The following is a 21,975-nucleotide window of genomic DNA, read 5'->3' as shown; positions in this document are numbered from 1 at the left end:
GGCTCCGGCCGCGGCGGGTTCACTCGTTTGGGCTGGTGGTGCGGCGAGCCGCGTGCAGGCCCGCCGCCAGGCGACGGGCGCCCTCCTCGAGCTCCCCGGCCTCGTAGAAGGACACGCTGAGGCGTACGAAGCGGCTCAGGTCGCGGTCGAGGGCGCAGCGCTGGCCAGGGATGACGCGGACCTCGGCGGCCTCGAGGGCGGCCGCGTGCGGGCTGCCCTCGGCGAGCTGGAGGCGCTCGCCGAGGTCGAGCCACAAGAAGTAGCCGCCCTCGGGGGCCTGGAGCTCGAGGCCGGGCAGGGCCCCTCGCAAGGCGGCCGTGAGCGCCTGGGCGCGGCCCGCAAAGGTCTCGCGCAGGCTCGCCACGTGGCCGGGCAAGAACCCGCTCTCGAGGGTGTGGTGGACGATGTGGGCGATCACGGGGTTGAGGCCGCCGCCGCTGCGCAGGGCCCCGTGCCAGGACAGGCGCTCGATCAGCGCGGGGCTGCCCTGGGCCCAGCCCAGGCGCAGGCCGGGGGCGAGGATCTTGGAGAAGGAGCCCAGCGAGAGCACGCGGCCGCTGTCGACGTCGCTTTTGAGGTCGCTGTCTACGCCAGCATGGAGGGCGGCCTCGAAGCCGGCGAGGCTCCCGGGGCCGCTCGGCCCGTAGTGGAGCAGGGCGTAGGGCTCGTCGGCGATGATCGTGAAGTCGAAGGCCTCGGCCAGCTCGATCAGCCGGCGCGCGCGCTCGGGGGCGAGGCTGACCCCGCTGGGGTTTTGAAAGCTGGGGATGCAGTAGAGCAGGTCCGGGCGCAGACCGGCGGCGAGGCGGGCGGCGAGGGCGTCGACGTCGAGGCCGCGCTCGTCGACGCCGACGCCGGTGAGCCGCAGGCCCGCGCTCTCGAAGATCCCGCGGGCGAGGAAGTAGGTCGGGTCCTCGCAAACCACGAGGCCGCCGGGGCGGGCGAAGACCTCACAGGCCAGGCTCAGGGCCGAGGAGATGCCCGCGGTGATCAGCAGCTCGTCGGCGTCGACGGGCTGGCCGTAGCCCGCGCGCAAGAAGGCCGCGAGGCTGGCCCGAAAGTCCGCCGTGCCCGCGAGGGTGCCGTACTGGAGCACCAGCCGGCTCGCGGTCGCGCTCAGCTGGGCCTGCGCGGCCTCGGCGATGGTGGCCAGGGGGAGCAGGCGCGGCGAGGGCTGGCCGAGGCCGAAGTTGATCACCCCGGGCGGCGTCGCGCTCTGGACGAAGCGGCCGCCCTGGGAGGTCAGGCTCACAGGCCGACCACGTCGTCGTGGACGATCAGCGTCCAGCGTAGCTCGACCTGCTCGCGGCCGAAGCCCGCCAGCGCCACGGTCCAGCGCAGCATGCCGTCGCGGTCGGGCTTGACGCCCTGGCTGGCCGAGCCGAACTCGACCTCGACCTTCTCGAGCTCGGAGACCGCGATGCGCTCGCGTAGCTCGATGGTCTTGGCCGCGGCCGAGAGGTTGCTGAGCTTGATCTCGACCTTGCGAGGCTTGCGGGTCCAGGCGCTCATCATCCGCCGCTCGACCTCGAGCTCCTCGACCTCGCGGTGCACTCGCAGGCTCGGGTCGGGGCCCCAGCCGAGTTCGAAGCGCTCGCCCGGGGCGACGTAGGCTAGCGAGGTCCGCCCGACCAGGCCGCTGTTGCGGATCAGGTCGACGGGGCCGGCGAGCAGGGGGAGCTTGGCCGCGTTGGCGTGGCGGCTGCGCAGCATGACCGCGGGGACGAGCTCGGGGGCGCACAGCAGCGCGACCTCGGCCGGCGCCTCGAACTCGAAGATCGGGACGCGGTGGGGGCGGCCGTCGCCGGGGACGCTGGCCTTGGTGGCGGCCGAGAGCAGCCGGGCCTCGCCGCCGTCGTCGATGCCCGGGAGCTCGTCCACGGCCTCGCTGGTCGCCGGCTGATCCGCGCCCAGACCGACGTCGTGGAGCTGCTCTTCGCGGGCCTGGACCTCGACGGTGCTGCCCCTGCGTTGGACTCGCAGGGGGTCGTCGTGGAGCCGGGGCGGGGCAACCCCGAGGCTCGGCCGCTCGGTGCTGAAGCGCAGCGCGACCTCGCTCCAGTCCTCGCCGGTGGCCTGCCAGACCGCGGCGTCGCAGCGCAGGGCGACGCTCGCCTGGTCGTCGCCCTGGCCCTCGCCCTCGCTCTCGATCAGCCGCGCGCGGTGCCAGGGTCGCCACATCGCGCCGGGGACCAGGTAGTCGACGCGCAAGCGGACGCGGCGGGCGACCGGGCCGGTGTTGTGGAGCTCGAGGCTGAGGTCGGCGCGCAGCTGGCTGTCGAGCTTGCTGCTCGCGCCGAGCAGCACGCGGAGATCCTTGAGCGCGTCCTGGAGCTGCTCGAGGCCGACGTCGATGTGCCGGCGCTCGAGGCTGAGCTCGCGCAGCCGCGACTCGAGGTCGAGGACCTGCTCGCGCCAGCGCGGGCGCTCTTGTCGGCCCCAGGCGACGTCCTCGTTGATCTCGCCGAGGGTCAGCTCGAAGAGCTGATGCAGCGAGCCGAGCTCGGCGTCGATGCGCGTGCGGTGGAGGATCTTGGCCTCGAGCTCGCGCTCCTTGTTGCGCAGCTGCTCGCGGATCTCGGCGACGTCGGTGGGCAGCTCGGACTCGGCGCTGACCCGCCGGCGATCGATGGACAGGTTGCGGACCTGGAGGTCCTCGGGCAGGGGCGCGTCCTCGCCGGGGGGCGGGCTCAGGCGCGCGCTGAGGGTCTTGTCGACGAGCACGGGGGCGACGCCGTGGATGAACACGCGGACCCGGCCGGGGGGCAGCTCGATGACGCCCTCGCGGGTGACCATGGCGCGGTCCTCGAGCAAGGTCACCTCGGTGACCGGGACCAAGGCGATGAGCTCGCGGGCGCCCTGGCCAGGCGCCGCGTCGGGGGTGGTGAGTGCGGGGCTGGCCATGCTCAATGCTCCCTCCGGTTACCACCCACGAGCTCGTGATCCTTGGGCAAGGTGATCGTCCAGGCCGCGCTGAGCTTGCGCTGGGCGCCGGCCGGGACCTCGACGGTCCAGTGGCGCCCGCTGGTCAGCGGGGGATCGTCCTGGTCGTAGTCTCGCCAGCTGGGGCTGACGGACTCGAGCACGAGCTCGACGTCGGTGGTGCTCTCGGGCACGTGGGGTAGACGCTCGCGGACCTCGATGGTCGCGGCCTCGGGCAGGTGGTTGGCGACCTCGACCTCGAGCTCGTGGCGCAGCTGGAGGCTGCGCTTGAACATGCCCGAGCTGTCCTCGTTGAAGCGGACGTTGCGGGCGATCTTGATCGCCTGCTCGACGCCGAGGCCGAGCTCGATGCGCCCGTCGGCGGGGACGAGCTCGAGGTCGGTGGTCAGCGTGAAGCGCCCGTCGATGTACACGTCGACGGGCCCCGGGAGCAGCGGCGCCGCGAGGGGGTTTTGCAGGCCGACCACGCGGAACACGTCCTGGGTCTCGCGCGGGATCGCGATGTAGTGGGCCTCGCACGCGGCCCCGCGGGCGTCGATGGTCAGGGTCCGGAAGCTGACGTCGTTGTCGAGGTCGATGGGATCGTTGGCCGCGAAGGCGTAGTCGAAGCCCGCCTCGGAGGTCGGCCAGTGGTGGCGCGAGGGCGGGGTGCTGCCGTCGAGGCCCCTGGCCCGGCGGACCGCGGCGTCGATCAGATCGAAGGCGGCCCCGAGCTCGACCCCGGAGGCCCCGGCCTGCTCGTAGAGCGCGCGGGTCTGGACGCGCTGGAGCGAGCCGCGCTTGGGCTCGTCGGCGGGGGGCAGGCGCAGGCGCCCGTAGTCGAGGAGCTCGCGGCCGACGACCAGGGCTGGCGCGGTGGCGGGCTCGAGCGCCGCGTCGTCGTCTTCGTAGGACAGCCCGAGGTGCCCCGCGCCGCCGCCGGCGTCCTGGGCCTGGATGCCGGCCGAGCCGAACAGGCTGGACTTCGCGGACTTGGGCATGGCCGGCATGGGGGCGCCGGAGGGCATGGCCGCGGCGGGCGGTTTGGAGGGCGCGGGCGGGACGTCCCGCCGAGCGCGGCGCTTGGACGACTGCTGCTGCGGCACCGGGAAGCCCGGCATGGCCTGGCCGCGCGAGGGCGGGGCGCCGGAGGTCATCGCCGCCCGGCGCATCTCGAGCAGGTCCTCGTCGAGGTCGAACTCGGCGCTGTCGGCCAGGGTCTCGAGGCGCTCGCGGGCGCTCGGCGAGCGGGTCACGCTCTGGGGCACCGCGGTCGCCAGCTTGGCGCTCAGCCGCCCGCCGCCGCGGGCCTCGGTCTCGCGGCCGAGGTCGCGGTCGTAGTCGCTGTAGAGCTCGGCTGCGCCCACGGGCGGGCTGCGCCACCCGGTCTTCGCCGGAGGCGGCTGGCGGCGGCCGATCTTGACGGCCTTGAGCTCGGGGAGCTCGGTCCACTGCTGGGGCGTGGCCGTGGACAGGGTCAGGGCCACGTCTCGCCAGTCCTCGCCGGTCGCCTGCCCGACCATGGCGCGCAGCTCGAGGCTGGCCGAGCGCATGCTGCGATCCAAGCGAATGGCATACGCGGGGGCCCAGCGAGCGCCGGGCACGAAGTAGCTCAGCTCGACGTGGATGAGCTCGGCGAGGGCCCCGGCGCCCGGGGGGAGGTCGAGGCCGAGGACCGCGGTCTTGCGAATCTCGTGGGGGCGAAGGTTGCGTTGCGGCGAGGTCATGCGCTCGCGCTCGCGCAGGGTGTCGAGGCGCTCCTTGGCCTGGCGGACGCGCTCTTGGACCGCGGGCAGCTCCTCGGCGAGGCGCTCGCTGAGCTCGCGGCGGAAGGCGAGCAGCTCGAGGCGAGCCGCGGTCGGCGAGGGCTTGGGCGTCTCGCCGAGGGCGGGGGCGCCACGCGGCCCGAGGGTCAGCAGCCCGAGGCGCTCGTTGGCCTTGTTGAGCAAGTTGAGCTCTTCGTTGGCCAGGGCGAGCTCGAGCTTGGCGGCCTCGAGATCGTCGTCGGTCGGCGGGGGGAGCTTGGGATCTTCCGCCGGGACGCCGACGGTGACCTGGAGGCTGCTGGCTAGCGGGGCGCTGCCCTCGGCGCTCGACACCTCGACGCGCACCGAGGCGTCTTCGATGGTCAGGGGGAGCCCGACGAGCTGGACCCTGGGCGGAAAGCTGGGGCCCTCCCGGCGCAGCTCGGCGCGACGGACCACCAATGCGCCCCGGCGATAGACCGTCACGGCGCGCACTTCGGAGCTCAGTTGGGGAAGTTCGGCCGTCACCATGGTGGGCCGCGAGTATGACACGCGGCGCTCCCAAATGGCATGTGAAGCGTCGTGGCCAGGCACGCCGTGAAGCCTGCCCACGGGGTCGGGCGGCCGAGCGGCCGGTCAGCGAGCGCCTCGGTGGTCACCTCGAGGGGCAGGGCACGGCGTCCCCGCGAGCCGAGAGGCGAGACTGATCACGACCACGACCGCGACCTCGAGGGTGTCGCTGGGTCTGACCGCACACTAGCGACGCCCGGGCTTGGTCGCGTTGTAGTTTTCGTGGGAGAGGACTTCGACGGGCTGCGGGGAGCCTTCGTCGGTGCGGAAGAGCAGGCGGTAGCGACGACCGATGGGTACACTGATGACGTCGCGGTCGTGGCGAAGACGCTTGCCATTGAACTGGTGCCAAGGCGCGCCCTTGCTCACCGCGTCGAGGATTGTCCGCGCACGCAAGACCAAGTTCTTGCTGGGGAGGACGTGCAGGTCGATGGGATCATCCTCGAAGGTGGCCAGCCACTCGCGCTTCTCGTCCCTGGGATCTCGATCCCCCTCGTCACCAGGCTCGGCTTCTTCTGACGCGCTCGCACCTCGTTGTTCTTTGGTGGCGCAGATCAGGCAGAAGCTGCCCTTGCCTCGGTGACCGCAGGGGAAGGTCTTCTTTCTAGACATGGCGACCCTCCGCGTTCATCTGTCTTCTCATCGAGATCATGTATACGCCTTTCGTGGGGGCAGGCAAACCCAGCGCCTGCCTCGCGCCAGGGCGTTTTCACCCCGCTCGCAATCCAGTTGTTCAAATCGTAGCTGGAGTTACGAGAACCTTGTCCTGGGTGACCCAGCTCAAGGCCGGTTGGTGAATGAGGCGTCTGCGCAGGCATAAAGGGGGGAGCACCCCCCTGTATGCGCCCTATACGCGTAGCGAGGGCGTCACCAGCCGCAGCTGCGGCCCTCGTTTTGTTGCTCGAGATAGCTCTTCAGCGGCTCGAAATACTCGAGCATGGGGCCAGCATCCATTTGTCGCGTGCCCGCGATCACCTCGAGGGCGTCGGGCCACGGCTTGCTGGACCCGAGCTCGAGCATGGCCCGGAGCTTGGCCCCTGCCTCCTTGCTGCCGTAGATCGAGCAGGTGTGCAGCGGCCCCTCGTGACCGGCGGCTTCACACAGCGCGGCGTGAAACTGAAATTGGAGGATGCGAGCGAGGAAATAGCGCGCGTAGGGGGTGTTCGCCGGGATGTGATACTTGGCGCCCGGATCGAAGTTCGCCTCGCTGCGCTCGACCGGCGCGGACACGCCCTGGTACTCGTTGCGCAGCTTCCACCAGGCCGCGTTGTACTCACCAGGGGCGATCTCGCCAGAGAACACACCCCAGCGCCAGCGGTCGATGAGCAGGCCAAAGGGCAAGAACGCGATCTTCTCGAGGCCGTCGGCGAGCTGCTTGTTGATCACCGCCTCGGGATCCTCGCTGACCTCGTCGAGGAGACCGAGCTGATTGAGGTAGGAGGGCGTGATCGAGAGGGCCAAGGTGTCACCAATGCCCTCGTGGAAGCCGTCGTGCGCGCCGTTTTGAAACAGGATCGGCTCGTCGTAGTAGTAATGGTAGTAGTAATTATGACCAAGCTCGTGATGGATCGTAACGAGGTCCTCCATGTCGACCTTGATGCACATCTTGATGCGTAGATCGTTGTTGAAGCCGACGTCCCAGGCGCTCGCGTGGCACTGGACATCGCGGCCCTCGGGCTGCACGAAGAGCGAGCGCTCCCAGAAGGTCTCGGGCAGGGGGTCGAGGCCCAGGGACACGAAGAAGCCCTCGGCGGTGGCGACCATCTTGCGCTCGTCGAACGCGGCCTTCTTCAGGCCCTCGGTCACGTCGATGCTCGGCTGGTCGGGGTAGGGGACCATGTCCTCGTAGACGTTGGGCCACTCCTGGGCCCAGAGGTTGCCGAGCAGGTGCGCGGGGATCATCCCGTCGGCGGGGACCTCGTCGGCGCCGTACTTCTCGGCGAGCTCGGCGCGGACGTGGCAGTGCAAGGCGGTGTAGAGCGGCTTGACCTGCTGCCACAGCCGCTCCATCTCGGCGGCGAAGGCGTCCGGGGCCATGTCGTAACCCGAGCGCCACAGCTCGCCGACGTCGGCGTAGCCGATGTCGCGGGCGCCCTCGTTGGCGAGCTCGACGAAGCGCTGATACTTGGGTCGCATCGCCGGCGAGATCGTCCGCCAGCCCTCCCAGGCCGCCAGCAGCTCGTCGTAGTCGTCGCTCGTCGCCATGATCTCGATGGCGTCGGCCATGTCCTTGCAGTCGTCGGCGGACTCGTCCTCGCAGCCCCACTTGCCGGTGCCGTACATGCTGTCGAGCTTGGTGGCGATCTTGGCCAGCTCCTCGCGCTTGGCCGCGTCGGCCGGGGCGGGGACGGTTGGCGAGACCTTCAAGAGCTGGAGCTGGCGGGCCGTGGCGGGATCGGCCGCGACCCCCTCGAAGCGCTGCGCCCCGGCGATCGCCGCGTTGAGGTAGGCCATGGACGCCTCGGTGGTCGCGGCCACGGCCTGCTGGTGTGCCTCGGTGATGTCGGTGGCGTTTTGCCACTCGGCCTCGGACTGCGCGACCCACAACTCGCGCAGCTTGGTGTCGACCTCGGCCACGTAGGCCTTGGCTTGCTCGGGGGTGGGCGCGTCGGCGTCCGAACCGCCGCCGGCCTCGGCCGCGGCTTTTGCCTCACCTTCGGCGCTCGCGGACTCGCCGTCTTTGGTCGCGCTGGCCCCCTGCTCCTTGGACTTGCAGGCGATCGTGGGCAGGGTCGAGAGGCAGGCGATGGCGCTGAAGCAAAGTCGCGTGAGCGGTGCGGTGGGAGAGCGCATGGGCGCCACGCTATCAAGGAACTCGGCTCTCGGCGCGGGGGGATCGGCAAATTCCTGCCCCGCGAGGTCGCGCCGAGCAGGTAGGATCGGGGCGTGGTGGACTCCATCCCCGAGTACGACGCGGTGATCATTGGCGCCGGTCTCTCTGGACTGTGTGCGGCGCAGCGCCTGCGCGAGGCGGGCAAGCGCGTGCGGGTGATCGAGGCCCGCGAGCGCGTGGGCGGGCGGACCTATACGACGCAGGTCGACGGTCAGCCCGTCGACCTCGGCGGGCAGTGGGTCGGGCCGACCCAAGACCGCGTGCTCGATCTGTGCCGTCACCTGGGCGTCTCGACCTTCGAGCAGTTCCACGCCGGCGGCGAGGGGGAGGGGCGAGGCAGCGAGCGCATGCTCGAGTTCGCCGGCGAGGTCCGGCGCTACAAGGGCTTCTTGCCCAAGCTGCCGGTCTTCGCCCTCGCCGAGCTCGGGGTCGCGATCGCCCGCCTCGATCGCCTCGCGCGGCACGTGCCCTGCGACGCGCCCTGGCGCGCGCCCCAGGCCAAGCACCTCGACGCGCTCTCGGTCGAGGCGTGGATGCGCGAGAACCTGCGCACGGCGGGGGCCCGGGCGATGATCAGCTCGGCGACGGAGGCGATCTTCGCCGAGCACCCGAGCAAGATCTCGCTGCTCTACTTTTTAAACAGCCTGCACGCGGGCGGCGGCCTCCAGCGCCTCGCCGAGGTCGAAGACGGGGCGCAGTGCTGGCGGATCGACGGCGGCGCCCAGCAGCTGTCCACGGCCCTGGCCGAGCGCGTGGGCGCGGAGCGGATCTCGCTGGGGGATCCGGTCCGCGCCATCGAGCAAGACGAGCGCGGCGTCCGGGTGATCTCGGCCAAGGGCGAGGTCTACGGGCGCCGGGCGATCCTCGCCCTCGCCCCGGCCATGGCCCGGACGATCGAGTTCTCGCCGGCGCTCTCGCCCGCGCGCGCGGACCTCCACGAGCTCATGCCCATGGGCTCGGTGATCAAGTGCGTGGTCGGCTACGAGCGCGCGTTTTGGCGTGAGCGCGGGCTCTCGGGCGAGTCGGTCAGCGAGTCGCTGACGGTGCGCATGACCTTCGACGCCTGCGGCCCGGACTGGCGGGGCACCGAGCAGCGCGGCAGCGGGCCGGCGCGGCTGATCGCCTTCGCCCTCGGGGATCATGCCCGCGGGCTGCGGGGCCTCGAGGCCGGGGCTCGGCGGGCGGCCGTGCTCGCGGATCTCGTGCGCCTGTTCGGGCCCGACGCCGGCCGGCCGGTCAGCTACGTGGATCTCGACTGGAGCGCCGAGCGCTGGTCCTCGGGCTGCTATGTCGGGTTGATGCGCCCAGGTCACATGCACGTGCTCGGGGCGGCGCTGCGGGCCGTCGAGGGTCGGCTGCACTTCGCCGGCAGCGAGGCGGCTACCCGCTGGGTCGGCTACCTCGACGGGGCGATCGAGTCGGGGGAGCGGGCCGCCGCAGAGCTGGCGCTGGCGCTGACCTGAGCTCCTCTGCCAAGATCCGAGGGTGGGAGACAGCTTCGTCCTCGCGCGCCCCGGGCAGCCGGTGTGGGTCGGTAAGAACTGCGAGGGCGCGCCCGCCCAGGCCCAGGTCGTCGAGCTCGCCGCGGCCGCGGAGCACGAGGCCGACGAGGTGCTGCGCGTGGGGTCGCAGCGCCTGGCCCAGGTGCCTCGGACCCACGCGCTGGCGCTCTCGCGGGCGGCGGACGCCTGGGGCTGCGAGATGGGCGTCAACGAGCATGGCCTGGCGGTGCTCGGCGAGGCCGTGTTCACGCGCCTGCCGGTCGCGCGCGAGGATGAGGGCGGGCTCTCGGGCCCGGCGCTCCAGCGCCTGGCCCTCGAGCGCTGCCGCTCGGCCGACGACGCCCTCGCGCTGATCATCGAGCTGCTGGCTCGCTTCGCCCAGCGCGGGTGGGCGGCAGGCGCGGGCGGGCTCGGGCACGCGGCCTTCTTGCTGGCGGACCCGGAGGGCGCCTGGCTGCTCGAGAGCGCCGGCGAGCTGTGGGCCGCGGCCAGGGTCCGCGGGCGCAGGGCGCTGAGCGGCGCCCTGACCATCGACGACGACTTCGACAAGATCCACCCCGGCGCGCTCGCCTTCGCCCGCGCGCGGGGGTGGTGTCGGAGCGGGGCGGACTTTGGTTTCGCGCGCTGCTTTGGGGATCCGCGGCGGAGCTTCTGGGTCGGGGCGGCGCAGCGCCGGCGGCGAAGCACGCGGGGGCTGATCGCCGCCAGCCCCGGGGGCGCCCGGGCCGAGGAGCTCGCCGCGCTGCTGCGGGATCACGCTGGCGCCCCGCCAGGCGCGGGCCTGCGCATGCCCTCGATCTGTGCCCACAGGGCGGGTCACACCTCATGGCTGCCCACGCGCAGCTCCAGCCAGACCTGCGCGAGCATGCTCGCCACGCTGCCCCGAGGCGGCGCCCCGCGGGTGTGGATGACGGGGACCTCCTCGCCCTGCCTGAGCGTGTTCAAGCCGCTTTGCTTCGCGCCCTCGCCGGCCTGGCGCGAGGTCCTGGGGAGCGAGGGGGAGAGCGCCGAGGGGTTGTGGTGGGCCCACGAGGCCTTTCACCGGGCGGTGCTCGCCGACTGGGACGCCCGGGCGCAGGTCGGCGCGGCGGCCCGCGACGCGCTCGAGGCCCGGGCCTTCGCCCATGTCGACGCGCCCCTCGACGACGCGGCCTGCCTGGCCATGTGGCGCGAGCATCGAGCCGCGCTGCCGAGCTGGCGCGCCGAAGCCGAGGCGCGCCCGGTCAGCGCCGGCGGGTCTCGCCTCGGCGACGGGGCGCGCTCGCTTCGTCGCTACTGGCTTGGGCGCACGCGCTGAGGGCTTGGGCGCACGCGCCGAGGGCTTGGGCGCACGCGCCGAGAGTTTGGGCGCACGCGCCGAGAGTTTGGGCGCACGCGCCGAGAGTTTGGGCGCACGCGCCGAGGGCAGGGGGCCGCTCGGCTCAGAAGGGATCGCTGATCATGCTGCCGGCCTGAGGCCTGCACTGCCACGGCCCAAAGAAGATCAGCGAGCGCTTGCAGGTCACCGTCATCACGCCGTGGGTGGTCCGCAGCTCGTAGCGATGTTGAAAGGCGTTGGCCTCGCCGATGCGCGGATCGTCGTCGAGGACGATGCAGCTCGAGTCGAGATCGCAGGCGTGCTGCTTGGCGGCGGCCTGGACCTCTGGCGTGATCTTGCCGTTTTGCCAGGCCTGAAACGAGATCACCGCCGCACCCACGAAGAGCGCGACGGCGAGGATCCTGCTGCCCGAGCCCGACGCCATGGCTCCAAATTGCCACGGCGCCGCGGGGAACACCAGCGCGTCAGCGACCGATGCCGGTATAGAAGAAGCCGAGCGCTTCGACCTCTTCGCGCTCCCACTGGTTGCGGCCGTCGAAGAGCGCCTTGCCCTGCATGATCTCGGCCAGGCGGGGGAAGTCGGGGCTCCTGTACTGGCGCCACTCGGTGGTCATGATCAGCGCGTCGGCGCCCTTGGCCGCCTCGTAGGGGTCGTCGAAGAACTCGATGCCAAAGTTCTCGACGCTGTCCCCCAGCGCCGCCATGAAGTTGGGGCCGGCCTCGGGGTCGGTCAGGCGCAGCTTCGCGCCGTCGCTGGCCAGGGAGCGGACGATGCTCAGGGCCGGGGCCTCGCGGATGTCGTCGGTGTTGGGCTTGAAGGCCAGGCCCCAGATCGCCAGGGTCTTGCCGGCGACGTCGCCGAATTGCGCCCGGATCTTGCGGACCAAGACGAGCTTTTGACTCTCGTTGATCCGGTCGGCGGAGGCGACGATGGACATCGACAGGCCGTGCTCGCGGGCGGTGCGGATCAGCGCGCGGGTGTCCTTGGGGAAGCACGAGCCGCCGTAGCCCACGCCCGGGTACAGGAACTTGTTGCCGATGCGCGCGTCGGAGCCCATGCCCCGGCGGACCTCCTCGACGTCGGCGCCCACGGCGTCGCAGAGGTTGGCGACGTCGTTGATGAAGGAGATGCGCGCGGCCAGGTAGGCGTTGGAGGCGTACTTGGTGAGCTCGGCCGAGCGCGCGTTCATGAACAGCAGGCGCTCGCTGGTGCGGAAGAAGGGGTGGTAGAGCCGGTGCAGGAGCTCGCGGGCGCGCTCGTCTTCGGTCCCGATGATCACCCGGTCGGGGTGCATGAAGTCCTGGACGGCGACGCCCTCCTTGAGGAACTCGGGGTTGCTGGCGACCACGAAGTCCGCGTCGGGGGCGATCTCGTTGATGATCCGCGTGACCCGCTCGGCCGTGCCCACGGGCACCGTGCTCTTGTTGACGATCACCGTGAAGTCGCTGAGGTTCGCGGCGACGTCGCGGGCGGCCTGAAACAGGTAGTCGAGCTTGGGCGCGCCGTCGGTGCCACCGGTGGGGGTGCCCACGGCCAGGAAGATGATCTCGGCGTGCTTGGCCGCGTCGGCGTTGCTGGTCGTGAACTTCAGGCGGCCGGCGGCCACGTTGCGCTTGACGAGCGGCTCGAGGCCGGGCTCGTAGATCGGGATCACACCCTGCTTCAGCCCCTCGATCTTGGCCTCGTCGATGTCCGCGCAGACGACGTCGTTGCCATGATCGGCGAAGGCCGCAGCCGCGACGAGTCCCACGTATCCAGTGCCGATGACGCTGACTTTCATTTGGCCGCGGAGGATACGACAATGAGTCAGCGGCTACCACGCAGGCCGCGTGAGCGCGCACAGGCCGAAACCTCGCGGGCGCGCCTTTGTCCATGGCCAGCCCATGATCCACGACGACGACGCGAACCACGATTCCAGCGCTGAGCAGTCCAAAACCGCGGTCGGGAGCGAGCTGGCGGCTGGGGATGAGGGCGGCGCTGGGGAGGAGGACGGAGCCGGCGCCGAGCTCGAGGGGGAGGCCGCAGACTCTGCGGAGCCGGCTGACTGGGTCGGGGACGCCGGGCTCTCGGGGGAGCAGGTCTTCGCGGCCGAGTCCACGCCGAGGCTGCACTGGGCGCTGATGATCCTCGGGCCGATCGGCCTCGCGGCCGCGATCTTGGCGAGCCTGTGGAGCTCGAGCCGCTTCGTGCAGCGCTCGATCAACCTCCAGGTCGAGGCGCGCTGGCAGCCGGGCTCGCCCCTCGGGGTGCGGGCGCAGACCCTGGGGCCGGACCTGCGCCCTGTGGACACGCAGGTCGCCGTCTCGGCCGCGCTGATCGACGCCGCAGGGCAGACGCACGAGCTGGGCGAGCTCGCGGCCGTGGGCGAGGGCCTCAACCAGGGCACGCTCACCGTGCCCGAGGGCCTCGCCGCGGGCTCCGGCGCGCTGCGCTTGAACTTCTTGGCGCCGGGGCTCGAACCTTTCGAAGAGCGCCTGCCCGTGGAACTCGGCCCGCGCTCGCCCGACGCCTCCGAGGGCCAGCAGGTCATCGCCAAGAGCATGCTCCAGTGGGCCGACGACACGGACCCGCAGCCCGAGGGCGTGCGCATCGACCTGCGCCCCGAGGGGCGGCTGCTCGCGGGCTTCGACAACCGCATGTTCTTGCGGGTCACCGATCCATCGGGCGCGCCCTGGCGACCTGATGCTGGTGATGCCGACGTCCAGGTGCGGCTGATCTCCGGCGAGTTTGGTGGCGAGCGCGGCTCCCTGGACGAGCCGCCGGTGCTCTACGAGGGCCGCGTGGACAGCCTGGGGTTGGCGAGCTTCAGCGGAGTGCTCAGCTCCGACGTGGTCCGCTTCGAGGTCCGCCTGGCCGGCGGGAGCGAGGGCGGCTCGTCCGAGGGCGAAGGCGAAGGGAAGGGGGCGGAGTCCGGGAAGGAGCAGAAGGGGGCGACGCCGGAGAAGGTGGCCGAGCCGGAGAAGGGGACCGAGCCGGACAAGGGGGCGGCGCCAGACAAGGGGACCGAGCCGGACAAGGGGACCGAGCCGGACAAGGGGACCGAGCCGGACAAGGGGACCGAGCCGGACAAGGGAGCGGAGCCGGAGAAGGGAGCGGCGCCGGACAAGGGGACCGAGCCGGTCGGGGGCGAAGTGAAGGGCGAAAGCGCCCGGTTCGGTGGCCCCAAGCGCCGGCTTCGTTTCGTCAGCCACGCAGGCACCGTGCGCGTCCACGCGTCCACGGATCTGGCCCGGCCGGGCGAGGTCGTGCAGGTGGGGATCGCGGCCATCAGCGCGCGCCGGCCGGTCTTCGTCGATGTCCACGGACCCCAGGGCGCGTGGATCGACACCTTCACGCCGCCGCTGCGCATGCCTCAGGAGCGCGAGTGGACGATCCCCGCGAGCTTCGAAGTGGGGGGGGAAGCGGGCGGGAAAGCGGGGACCTTCGTGCAGTTCGAGGCCTACCAGAGCGTGCTGCGCCCGGAGGACTCCTCGGCCTTCGCCCGCGTCCAGCTCGTGGCGCCGGGCTCGTCCTCGCGCGACGCCCTGGGTCCGCTGATCCATCGCCAGCGCGCGCAGCTGGAGCTCCCGCGGGTGGATCGCCAGTTCGAGCGCGAGCGCGAGCGCGCCTACCTGCGGGCGATCGAGGCGGCCCTGGACGCGAAGCAGGCGGCGGGGCCGAGCGAGGAGGAGCTCGCGCGGGCGCGCGCGTTCTTGATCGGCAGCCTCGAGGCCGTGGTCTACGGACCGCCACAGGCGCTGAGCACCCGAGGTCGTGAGGAGCAGGCGCTGGCGGCCACCAAGCGCCGCTGGACGGTCGCGATCCGCTGGTTTTTGCTCGGCGGCGGCGGATTGTTCATCCTCCTGCTCGGGACCATGGTCTGGCGCAACCAAAAGCGGCTCGAGAGTCAGACGAACCTGGCCCTGGGCCTGGCGGGCGGCGACGCTCCGGTCGACGTGGCGCTGGCCGAAGACCAGCAGCTCGCGCTGATCCAGGCGCGGCGTCAGGTGCTGGCTCGCGGGGCGCTGACCATCGCGCTGATGGTCGTGGCCTTGTTGCTCACGGTTGCGATGCTCGAGAGCCTGGTCTGGGAGTACTGATGCGCGCGATGATCTTGGCCGCTGGCTTTGGCACTCGTCTCGGCGAGCTCACCCAACTTCGACCCAAGCCCATGCTCCCGATCTGCGGGGCGCCGCTGGTCCGCTGGGCCGTGCTGTGGCTGCGCGCCCAGGGCGTGCGCGAGATCGTCATCAACCTCCACTACCTCGGGGAGCAGATCATCGAGGACCTCGGGGACGGCTCGGCGCTGGAGGTGGACATCACCTACTCCCACGAGGAGGGCCAGATCCTCGGCACGGGCGGCGGTCTGCGCCAGGCCAGGCGCCTGCTCGACGACGGCAAGGGCGGGCCCTTCGTCGTGGTCAACGGCAAGATCCTCACGGACCTCGAGCTCGCGCCGGCCCTCGCCCGGCACCGCGCCGGCCGCTACGAGGCGACCATGGTCCTGCGCGAGGACAGCGAGGGCGTGTGGGGCGGGAGCCTGGCCGAGGACCAGCGCGAGGGCTCCCTGGCCACCTTCTTGGGCGAGACCCGGCCGGGGGCCGCGGCCGGGCCGGCGATGATGTTCACGGGCGTGCACCTGATGCAGTCGAGCTTCCTGGATCGCGTGCCCCCCGAGGGCGAGCAGTGCATCGTCCGCACGGCCTACCGCCAGCTCTTTCGCGAGGACCGCGTGGGCGCGCACATCCACCGCGGCTACTGGTGGGAGCACTCCACCGTCGAGCGCTACCTTCAGGGCGTCGCCAACGTGCTCGACGGCAAGGCGCGCCTGGCCTGGGCCGAGGCCCCGGTGGTCGGCGTCCACCCCGACGCGATCATCGAGGCGGAGGTCGAGCTGGCCGAGCAGGTCTACGTGGGTCCGGGGGCGCGGGTGGGCCGTGGCGCGGTGATCGGGCCGCACAGCCAGATCGGCGCCGGCGCGAGCGTGGCCGCGGGGGTCCGCGTGGAGCGGGCCGCGGTCTGGCCGGGGGTGCAGCTCGAGCGCGATCTCTGCGACGCCGTGTGCACGGGCGCCTGAGGCTCACTTGCGAGCGGCGCGGGCGGCCTGAACCAGGCGCGCGAGCTCGTGGCGCGAGGCCTCGGCGGCCTGGGCCTCGGGCGACTGGCTCAGGCGCTGGAGGACCTTGTAGGCGTCGGGGTAGCGGCGCTCGGGGTCGCGGTCGAGGTTGCGGCGCAGGACCTCGGAGAGCTTGGGCGAGAGCCCCGACACGCGGCGGCTCGAGTGCGAGATGTCGAAGCGGACGATCTCGTCCATGGTCTCGAGCTCGTTGCCGGCGACGAAGCAGCGCTCGCCCCGGAGCAGCTCCCAGAGCACGACCGCGAGGGAGAAGAGGTCGCTCTTGACGGTGGCCTTGCCGCTGCCGGTGACCCGCTCGGGGGCCTTGTAAGCCACGTGCCCGGCCTCGGCGCTGGTGTAGTCCGCGGCCAGCCACTTGCTGCTCGCCGAGCCGAAGTCGCCGAGGACCACGTCGCCGTCGACGGACAAGAACACGTTGGCCGGGCAGATGTCGCGGTGGAGGACCTCGAGGCACTCGAAGTCGTCGTCGTCGCCATCACCCTCGTCGTCGCCCGCATCGGCGTCGGCGTCGGCGTCGTCGTCGTCCGCGCCTTCGCCGGGCTCCTGGCCGAGGGCATCGGCCACGCTGCCCACGCCCTCGCAGGGGACCTCGAAGGTGTGGACGTAGCGCAGCGCGTCGGCGAGCTGGCCGAGGATGTAGACGGCCAGCTCCTTGCTGAGCGCCCGCGGTTCGCCGCGGTCGTGGCCGAGCAGCACCGAGAGGTCCACGCCCTCGACGTAGTCCATCACGTAGAAGTCGACGCCGTCTTGGGTGCCCGCGGCGCGCAGGCTGGGGATGCCCGTGTGGCTGAAGCTGCGCAGCAGGTTGGCCTCGTGTGCGAACTGCGCCTTGAGCAGGGCATGCTCGGCGCTCTGGCTGGGCATGAGGATCTTCGCCAATTGGGTGGCCGGCGCGTCCTCGGGGGCGCTCTCGGGGCGGGCGTAGTAGAGCCGTGTGACGGAATTCAAGACCGGGATCGGCCCTAACAAGCGATAGCCGCCGAGGCTGTGCAGCTCCATGCTCCGAGTGTGCAAGGCGCGGATCCGCCTGTCCAGCGTCCGTTAGCGGGCCCAGGGGCGCCCCGCCGCGTTCGCGCGCGCGTGGCTCCGAGGGCGTCGAGGCGGCCCTGGCCGGCCTCCCGGGCCTCGGGCAAGGCGTCGACTTTGTTGCTAAAACCCCCGCGGGTGAGCGGGCCGAGGAATTTTTTCGAGGCGAGGCGTGGAGGCAATTCCCGCCCCGCGCCCGTCGTGATCCTCGGCGGTGGGCTCACGGGGCTCAGCGCCGCCTACCACCTCCGAGGCCCGCGCTTCATGCTCGTCGAGCGCGAGGGCGAGGTCGGCGGTCACGCCCGCTCGCGCCGGGAGGACGGCCACACCTTCGACGTCACGGGGCACTGGCTGCACCTGCGCGACGATCGCAGCCGCGCGCTGCTGGCCGCGCTCTTCGACGAGGGCGGCGAGAGCGGGGGCGGGGACCAGCGCAGCGCGCTGCCGAAGTCCTGGGTCGAGGTCGAGCGCAAGACCAAGATCCACAGTCACGGCGCGACCCTCGAGTACCCCTTCCAGGCCAACTTGCACGGCCTCCCCCTCGAGGTCGTGCAGGAGTGTCTGCTCGGGCTGGTCGAGGCCCGCGAGGCCGCGGCCCGGGGCGAGCGCTGGGCCACGGCGCCGAGCAACTTCGAGGAGTACGCGCGCGCGCGCTTCGGCCGGGGCATCGCCCGTCACTTCTTCGTCCCCTACAACACCAAGCTGTGGGGCATGCACCCCAACCGCCTCGCGCCGCAGTGGGTCCAGCGCTTCGTGCCCGAGCCCGACCCCGCGCAGATCATCGCCGGGGCCATCGGTCTGCGTCAGACCGGCCTGGGCTACAACGCGCGCTTCATCTACCCGCGCGCCGGGGGCATCGACGCGCTGCCCAGGGCCCTGGGTCGCGCCCTCGAGGCCCGGGCCAGCGCGGGCGAGGGCGAGCTGCGCACGAGCTGCGCCGTCGAGGCCATCGACCCCGTGGGCCGGCGGGTCAAGCTCGAGGGCGAGCCCGACTGGATCCGCTACCAGTCGCTGATCTCCACCATCCCCCTGCCCGAGCTCATCGCGCGCATGGAGTCGGTCCCGGCCGCGGTCCGCGAGGCGGCGGCGGCCCTGCGCTGGGTGCGGTGGCGCTACCTCGACCTCGCGACGGCGACCCCGGTGCCCGCCGACTGGCACTGGACCTACGTGCCCGAGACCCGCGTGCCCTTCTTTCGCGTCGGCGTCTACTCCAACGCCGTGGCCGCCATGGCGCCGCCGGGGGCCGGCTCGCTCTACGTCGAGCTCAGCGATCGCCAGGCCGCCCCGGACATGGCGGGGATCGCCCGCGCGCTCGTGGACATCGGGGCCCTCGCGGCCGTCGAGGACATCCGCTTTTCTCGCACCCGCGATATCGAGTACGCCTACGTCGTGTTCGACGAGGACCACGGCCCGGCCACGGCCACCATCTTCGACTGGCTCGCCCGCGTGGGCGTGCGCTCCTGCGGGCGCTACGGCGCCTGGATCTACAACTCCATGGAAGACAGCATGCTCTCGGGGCTTGCCGCGGCGCAGTGGGCCGTGGGCGAAGACGAGGACGCCGCGGCCACCGAGGCCGTGGCTCGACGCGAAGCGGGGCGCTCGTGAGCGAGACCTCCCAGACCCCCCCGGCCTCCGCGGCTCCCCCGGCTCCCCCGGCTGGGCCCCAGCCCGCGCGCGAGCCCGAGCTCAGCGTGGTCATCCCGATCTACAACGAAGAGCAGATCCTCGAGCGGAGCGTCGGCGAGCTCGTCGCGGGCCTCGGCGCCCTGGGCATCGACTTCGAGATCGTCCTCGCCGAGAACGGCAGCCGCGACCGCACCGTGGCGATCGCCGAGGAGCTGGCCGCGCGCTGGCCCGAGCGCCTGCGGTGGTTCTCCTACCCCGAGCCCAACTACGGCGGGGCCCTGCGCGAGGGCATCTTCCGCGCCCGCGGACGCTTTTTGGTCTGCGAGGAGATCGACCTGTGCGACGTCGACTTCCACGAGCGCGCGCTCGCCTTGCTGCGCGCCGACGAGGCCGACCTGATCATCGGCAGCAAGGCCATGGCCGGCGCCCACGATCACCGCCCGGTGTTTCGCCGCGCCGCCACCCGGGTCTACAACGCCATGCTGCGCGCGAGCCTGGGCTTCTCGGGCACCGACACCCACGGGCTCAAGGCCATGCGCCGCTCGGTGCTCGCCCCGATCGCCGCGCGCTGCATCGTCGACTACGACGTGTTCGCCTCGGAGCTGGTGATCCGGGCCGAGCGCGAGGGCGTGCGCATGCTCGAGATCCCCGTGGAGATCGAAGAAAAGCGCGCGCCCTCGATCAACTTGGTCCAGCGAGTCCCGCGGGTGCTCGGCAACCTCGGGCGGCTGATGGTCTCGATCCACCTCGGGCGGGACCTCGGTGACATCGGCAAGCGGCGGTCCTGAGCGCGGGCTTCAGACTCCTCGCGCTCGTGCGTCTGTGCCCCCTGTGTCCCCACGCGGTGAATTCGACCCGCGGGGTGCCCGCAAAATGATCGGCGCGGACCGGTGGTGCGACACTCATGGGCATGGACTGGCTGTGGTCGCGCACCAAGGGCTCGCTCTCACTCGCGCTGTGCTCGAGCGCGCTTTGCTTGGGGGCCTGTGTCGAGCAGGGCGAGGCGGACGAGGGCGAGGCGAGCGAGACGGGGGCGGAGAGCGGGACGCAAACGGGGACGGAGGGAGAGCCCGAGACCGACACCAGCACGGACGCCGACGAGGGCGAGGGTGAGGGTGAGGGTGAAGCGGACAGCAGCGAGGGCGAGACGGAGGGCGGCGAGGCGCTGAGCTGCTGGTACATCGCGGAGGCGGGCCACGGCCCCGCGAAGCTCGCGCTCGGCCCCAGCGGGCAGCTCTTCTCGCTCGCGACCCGCGACGATCTCGGCAGCCTGCGCGTGGTCGAGCACGGGCCCGGGGGCGAGGCGCTGTGGGTCGCCGAGTATGCGGACGCGCTCGGAGCGAGCGTCGAGGGCAGCGACGTCGCCGTCGACGACGCGGGGCGGATCTACATCACCGGGCAAGTCAGCGGACAAGACGAGGACAGCGACGCGCTGCTCCTCGCCTACTCGAACATCGGGGAGCTGCTGTGGTCCCAGCGCTTCGGCGCGGGCGCGAGCGGGGCCCGAGGGCTGCGCGTCGACGCCGAGGGCAACGCCTACGTGACCGGCTTCGCCTCGGGGGCCTTCGAGGGCGAGGACCACGAGGGCGGGACCGACTCCTTCGTGGCCAAGTTCTCCGCCGCGGGCGAGCAGCTGTGGCTCGTCGAGTTCGGCAACGCCTACGACGACCGCGGCGAGGCCCTCGACGTGCACGAGACGGGCGTCTACGTCGCGGCCAGGCAAAACCTCGCGGCCGTCGACGACGAGGGCTTCGCCAAGTCGCGGATCATGCTCGTCAAGCTCACGCTCGCCGGCGCGATCTCGTGGACGCGGGTGTTCAACGAGAGCGGCCAGATGTGGTGGCCGCGGGACCTGATCATTCACCCCGAGGGCGTGGTCAGCGTGGCCGGCTCCTACACCATCCCGAGCGACGAGCCCGAGGGCGACACCACGGGGGCGATCGTGGCCGGCTACGACCTCACCGGCCACGCCGAGTGGCTCGAGTACATCTCCAGCCCCGGCGTCGTCAGCGGCGGGGCGCTCGGGCTCGGAGCGGACGGCAACATCTACTACGCCGCGCAGGTCCTCGACATCGGCGGCGGGGCGCTCGGGCCGGACATCTTGCTCGTGGCGCTCACGGCCGCGGGCGCCGTCGCTGGGAGCGTGACGCGCGACTACGGCCTGGACGACTACACGCAGGACATCGCGGTGGGCTCTGGGGACGCGGAGCTCTACCTCAGCGGGGGCTACTCGGGCTGGGGCTTCGTCACCCAATACTGTCCCGCCTGAGCGCCGCGTTGACAGCCAAAACCATGTCCTGTCATCGTGCGGCCCTCCCCTGGAGCGGCCTTGTCCACGATCGTCAGCCTCGACCTCGACGACCTCGACTGTTACCACGCGATCCACGGCCTGGACGCGCCGGCGCAGGCACAGGGCGCGCAGCCGGGCCTCGCCCTCGAGCGCTGGCTGCCGCGCTTCCTCGACGTGTTCGCGGCCAAGGACGTGCGCGCGACGATCTTCGTGATCGGCAAGGACCTCGAGCGAGACCTGCGCGAGCGCGGGGGCCGGGGCGCCGAGGTCCTCGCCCGGGCCAAGCACGACGGCCACGAGCTCGCCAACCACGGCTACGCCCACGCCTACGACATGGTGCGCTGGTCCGAGGCCGAGATCGCCGAGGACCTGCGCCGCTGCGACGACCTGCTGCGCGAGCTCGGGGCCGCGCCCAAGGGTTTTCGCGCCCCGGGCTACACCCACGACCGGCGCATGCTCTTGCAGGTCGCGGGCCTCGGCTACCGCTACGACAGCTCGCTGCTGCCCTCGCCCACCTACTACCTGGGCAAGCTCGGGGTCATGGGCCTGCGTCGCCTGCGGGGGCGCAAGTCGGTCTCGCAGCGCGGCGGCGCGAGCAGCTTCCTGGGTAATACGGCGGTGCACCTGCTGCCGGAGCTCGGCCTGTGGGAGATCCCGATCTCCGTCAGCCGGGCGCTGCGCCTGCCGCTGATCGGCACCTTCTTGCTGCCCGACGCCCCGCCGATGATGACGCGGCTCCAGGGCGAGGCCCTGCGCCGGGAGGCCGCGCAGACCCGCCACCTGCATGTCGAGCTCCACGCCATCGACCTCGCGGATCCCGAGGCCGACGGCCTCGACTCGGCGCTCGTCCGCGCCGCCCGCGAGCTCGGCACGCCCCTGGATCGTCGCCTCGAGCGGCTCACGGCCCTGCTCGCGGCGCGCGGCGGCGGGACCTCGATCGCCCGGGCGATGAACCGCTCGCTCTGAGCCTGCGCCCGGGCTCGACTGCGCAACTCGTCGCACGGGGGCGGTCGTCAATTTGAGGGC

The 21,975-nt window shown here is 71.9% G+C and carries 16 protein-coding genes; 8 read left to right on the top strand and 8 right to left on the bottom strand.

Features of this window, described 5'->3' with window-relative positions:
• Positions 1-19: 19 nt before the first annotated feature.
• The 5 genes from G6O69_RS06445 to G6O69_RS06425 form a co-directional block, all read right to left on the bottom strand.
• Positions 20-1,252, bottom strand: a complete 1,233-nt coding sequence (locus G6O69_RS06445; protein WP_172302648.1) for a PLP-dependent aminotransferase family protein — start codon at positions 1,250-1,252, stop codon at positions 20-22.
• Positions 1,249-2,904, bottom strand: coding sequence for a mucoidy inhibitor MuiA family protein (locus G6O69_RS06440; protein WP_172302647.1), 1,656 nt, complete (start codon positions 2,902-2,904; stop codon positions 1,249-1,251). The genes G6O69_RS06445 and G6O69_RS06440 overlap by 4 nt, the downstream gene beginning before the upstream one ends.
• Positions 2,905-2,906: 2 nt before the next feature.
• The gene (locus G6O69_RS06435) at positions 2,907-5,198 is read right to left on the bottom strand and encodes a mucoidy inhibitor MuiA family protein (protein WP_176396670.1); all 2,292 of its coding nucleotides are present in this window, start codon (positions 5,196-5,198) and stop codon (positions 2,907-2,909) included.
• Between the two features lie 225 nt (positions 5,199-5,423).
• Positions 5,424-5,849 carry a hypothetical protein gene (locus tag G6O69_RS06430; RefSeq protein ID WP_172302645.1) on the bottom strand — a complete coding sequence of 142 codons (426 nt, stop codon included), beginning with the start codon at positions 5,847-5,849 and terminating at the stop codon, positions 5,424-5,426.
• A 255-nt stretch (positions 5,850-6,104) separates the two neighbouring features.
• Positions 6,105-8,030 (bottom strand): M2 family metallopeptidase, encoded by a 1,926-nt coding sequence (locus G6O69_RS06425; protein WP_255215716.1) that lies wholly within the window; start codon positions 8,028-8,030, stop codon positions 6,105-6,107.
• Between the two features lie 93 nt (positions 8,031-8,123).
• On the opposite strand from G6O69_RS06425, the gene G6O69_RS06420 reads away from it, so the two are divergent.
• Positions 8,124-9,533: an FAD-dependent oxidoreductase gene (locus G6O69_RS06420; RefSeq protein ID WP_172302644.1), complete on the top strand. Its 1,410-nt coding sequence runs from the start codon at positions 8,124-8,126 to the stop codon at positions 9,531-9,533.
• Positions 9,534-9,555: 22 nt separating this feature from the next.
• Positions 9,556-10,869, top strand: a complete 1,314-nt coding sequence (locus G6O69_RS06415) for a carcinine hydrolase/isopenicillin-N N-acyltransferase family protein (RefSeq protein ID WP_172302643.1) — start codon at positions 9,556-9,558, stop codon at positions 10,867-10,869.
• A 124-nt stretch (positions 10,870-10,993) separates the two neighbouring features.
• Here the strand turns inward: G6O69_RS06415 and G6O69_RS06410 are convergent, their stop codons facing one another.
• Both G6O69_RS06410 and G6O69_RS06405 read right to left on the bottom strand, forming a co-directional pair.
• Complete coding sequence (locus G6O69_RS06410; RefSeq protein WP_172302642.1) at positions 10,994-11,314, bottom strand: hypothetical protein; 321 nt, start codon at positions 11,312-11,314, stop codon at positions 10,994-10,996.
• 40 nt (positions 11,315-11,354) lie between these two features.
• Positions 11,355-12,671, bottom strand: a complete 1,317-nt coding sequence (locus G6O69_RS06405) for a UDP-glucose/GDP-mannose dehydrogenase family protein (RefSeq protein WP_172302641.1) — start codon at positions 12,669-12,671, stop codon at positions 11,355-11,357.
• Between the two features lie 103 nt (positions 12,672-12,774).
• Here G6O69_RS06405 and G6O69_RS06400 point away from each other — a divergent pair, with 103 nt between their 5' ends.
• The gene (locus G6O69_RS06400) at positions 12,775-14,970 is read left to right on the top strand and encodes a hypothetical protein (RefSeq protein WP_172301226.1); all 2,196 of its coding nucleotides are present in this window, start codon (positions 12,775-12,777) and stop codon (positions 14,968-14,970) included.
• Positions 14,970-15,947: an NDP-sugar synthase gene (locus G6O69_RS06395; RefSeq protein ID WP_172302640.1), complete on the top strand. Its 978-nt coding sequence runs from the start codon at positions 14,970-14,972 to the stop codon at positions 15,945-15,947. The genes G6O69_RS06400 and G6O69_RS06395 overlap by 1 nt, the downstream gene beginning before the upstream one ends.
• 3 nt (positions 15,948-15,950) lie before the next feature.
• Here G6O69_RS06395 and G6O69_RS06390 read toward each other — a convergent pair whose 3' ends face one another.
• Complete coding sequence (locus G6O69_RS06390) at positions 15,951-17,021, bottom strand: serine/threonine-protein kinase (RefSeq protein ID WP_176396669.1); 1,071 nt, start codon at positions 17,019-17,021, stop codon at positions 15,951-15,953.
• 213 nt (positions 17,022-17,234) lie between these two features.
• Here G6O69_RS06390 and G6O69_RS41965 point away from each other — a divergent pair, with 213 nt between their 5' ends.
• From G6O69_RS41965 to G6O69_RS06370, 4 genes are all read left to right on the top strand, one after another.
• The gene (locus G6O69_RS41965; protein ID WP_172302638.1) at positions 17,235-18,638 is read left to right on the top strand and encodes an NAD(P)-binding protein; all 1,404 of its coding nucleotides are present in this window, start codon (positions 17,235-17,237) and stop codon (positions 18,636-18,638) included.
• 86 nt (positions 18,639-18,724) lie between these two features.
• Positions 18,725-19,447 carry a glycosyltransferase gene (locus G6O69_RS06380; protein WP_346017138.1) on the top strand — a complete coding sequence of 241 codons (723 nt, stop codon included), beginning with the start codon at positions 18,725-18,727 and terminating at the stop codon, positions 19,445-19,447.
• A 116-nt stretch (positions 19,448-19,563) separates the two neighbouring features.
• On the top strand, positions 19,564-20,928 hold the full coding sequence (locus tag G6O69_RS06375) for an SBBP repeat-containing protein (RefSeq protein ID WP_176396667.1): 1,365 nt from the start codon (positions 19,564-19,566) through the stop codon (positions 20,926-20,928).
• 60 nt (positions 20,929-20,988) lie between these two features.
• Positions 20,989-21,915, top strand: a complete 927-nt coding sequence (locus G6O69_RS06370) for a polysaccharide deacetylase family protein (protein ID WP_172302635.1) — start codon at positions 20,989-20,991, stop codon at positions 21,913-21,915.
• Positions 21,916-21,975 lie beyond the last annotated feature (60 nt).

Source organism: Pseudenhygromyxa sp. WMMC2535, from assembly GCF_011083025.2.
This window is presented reverse-complemented; position numbering and strand designations above follow the sequence as displayed.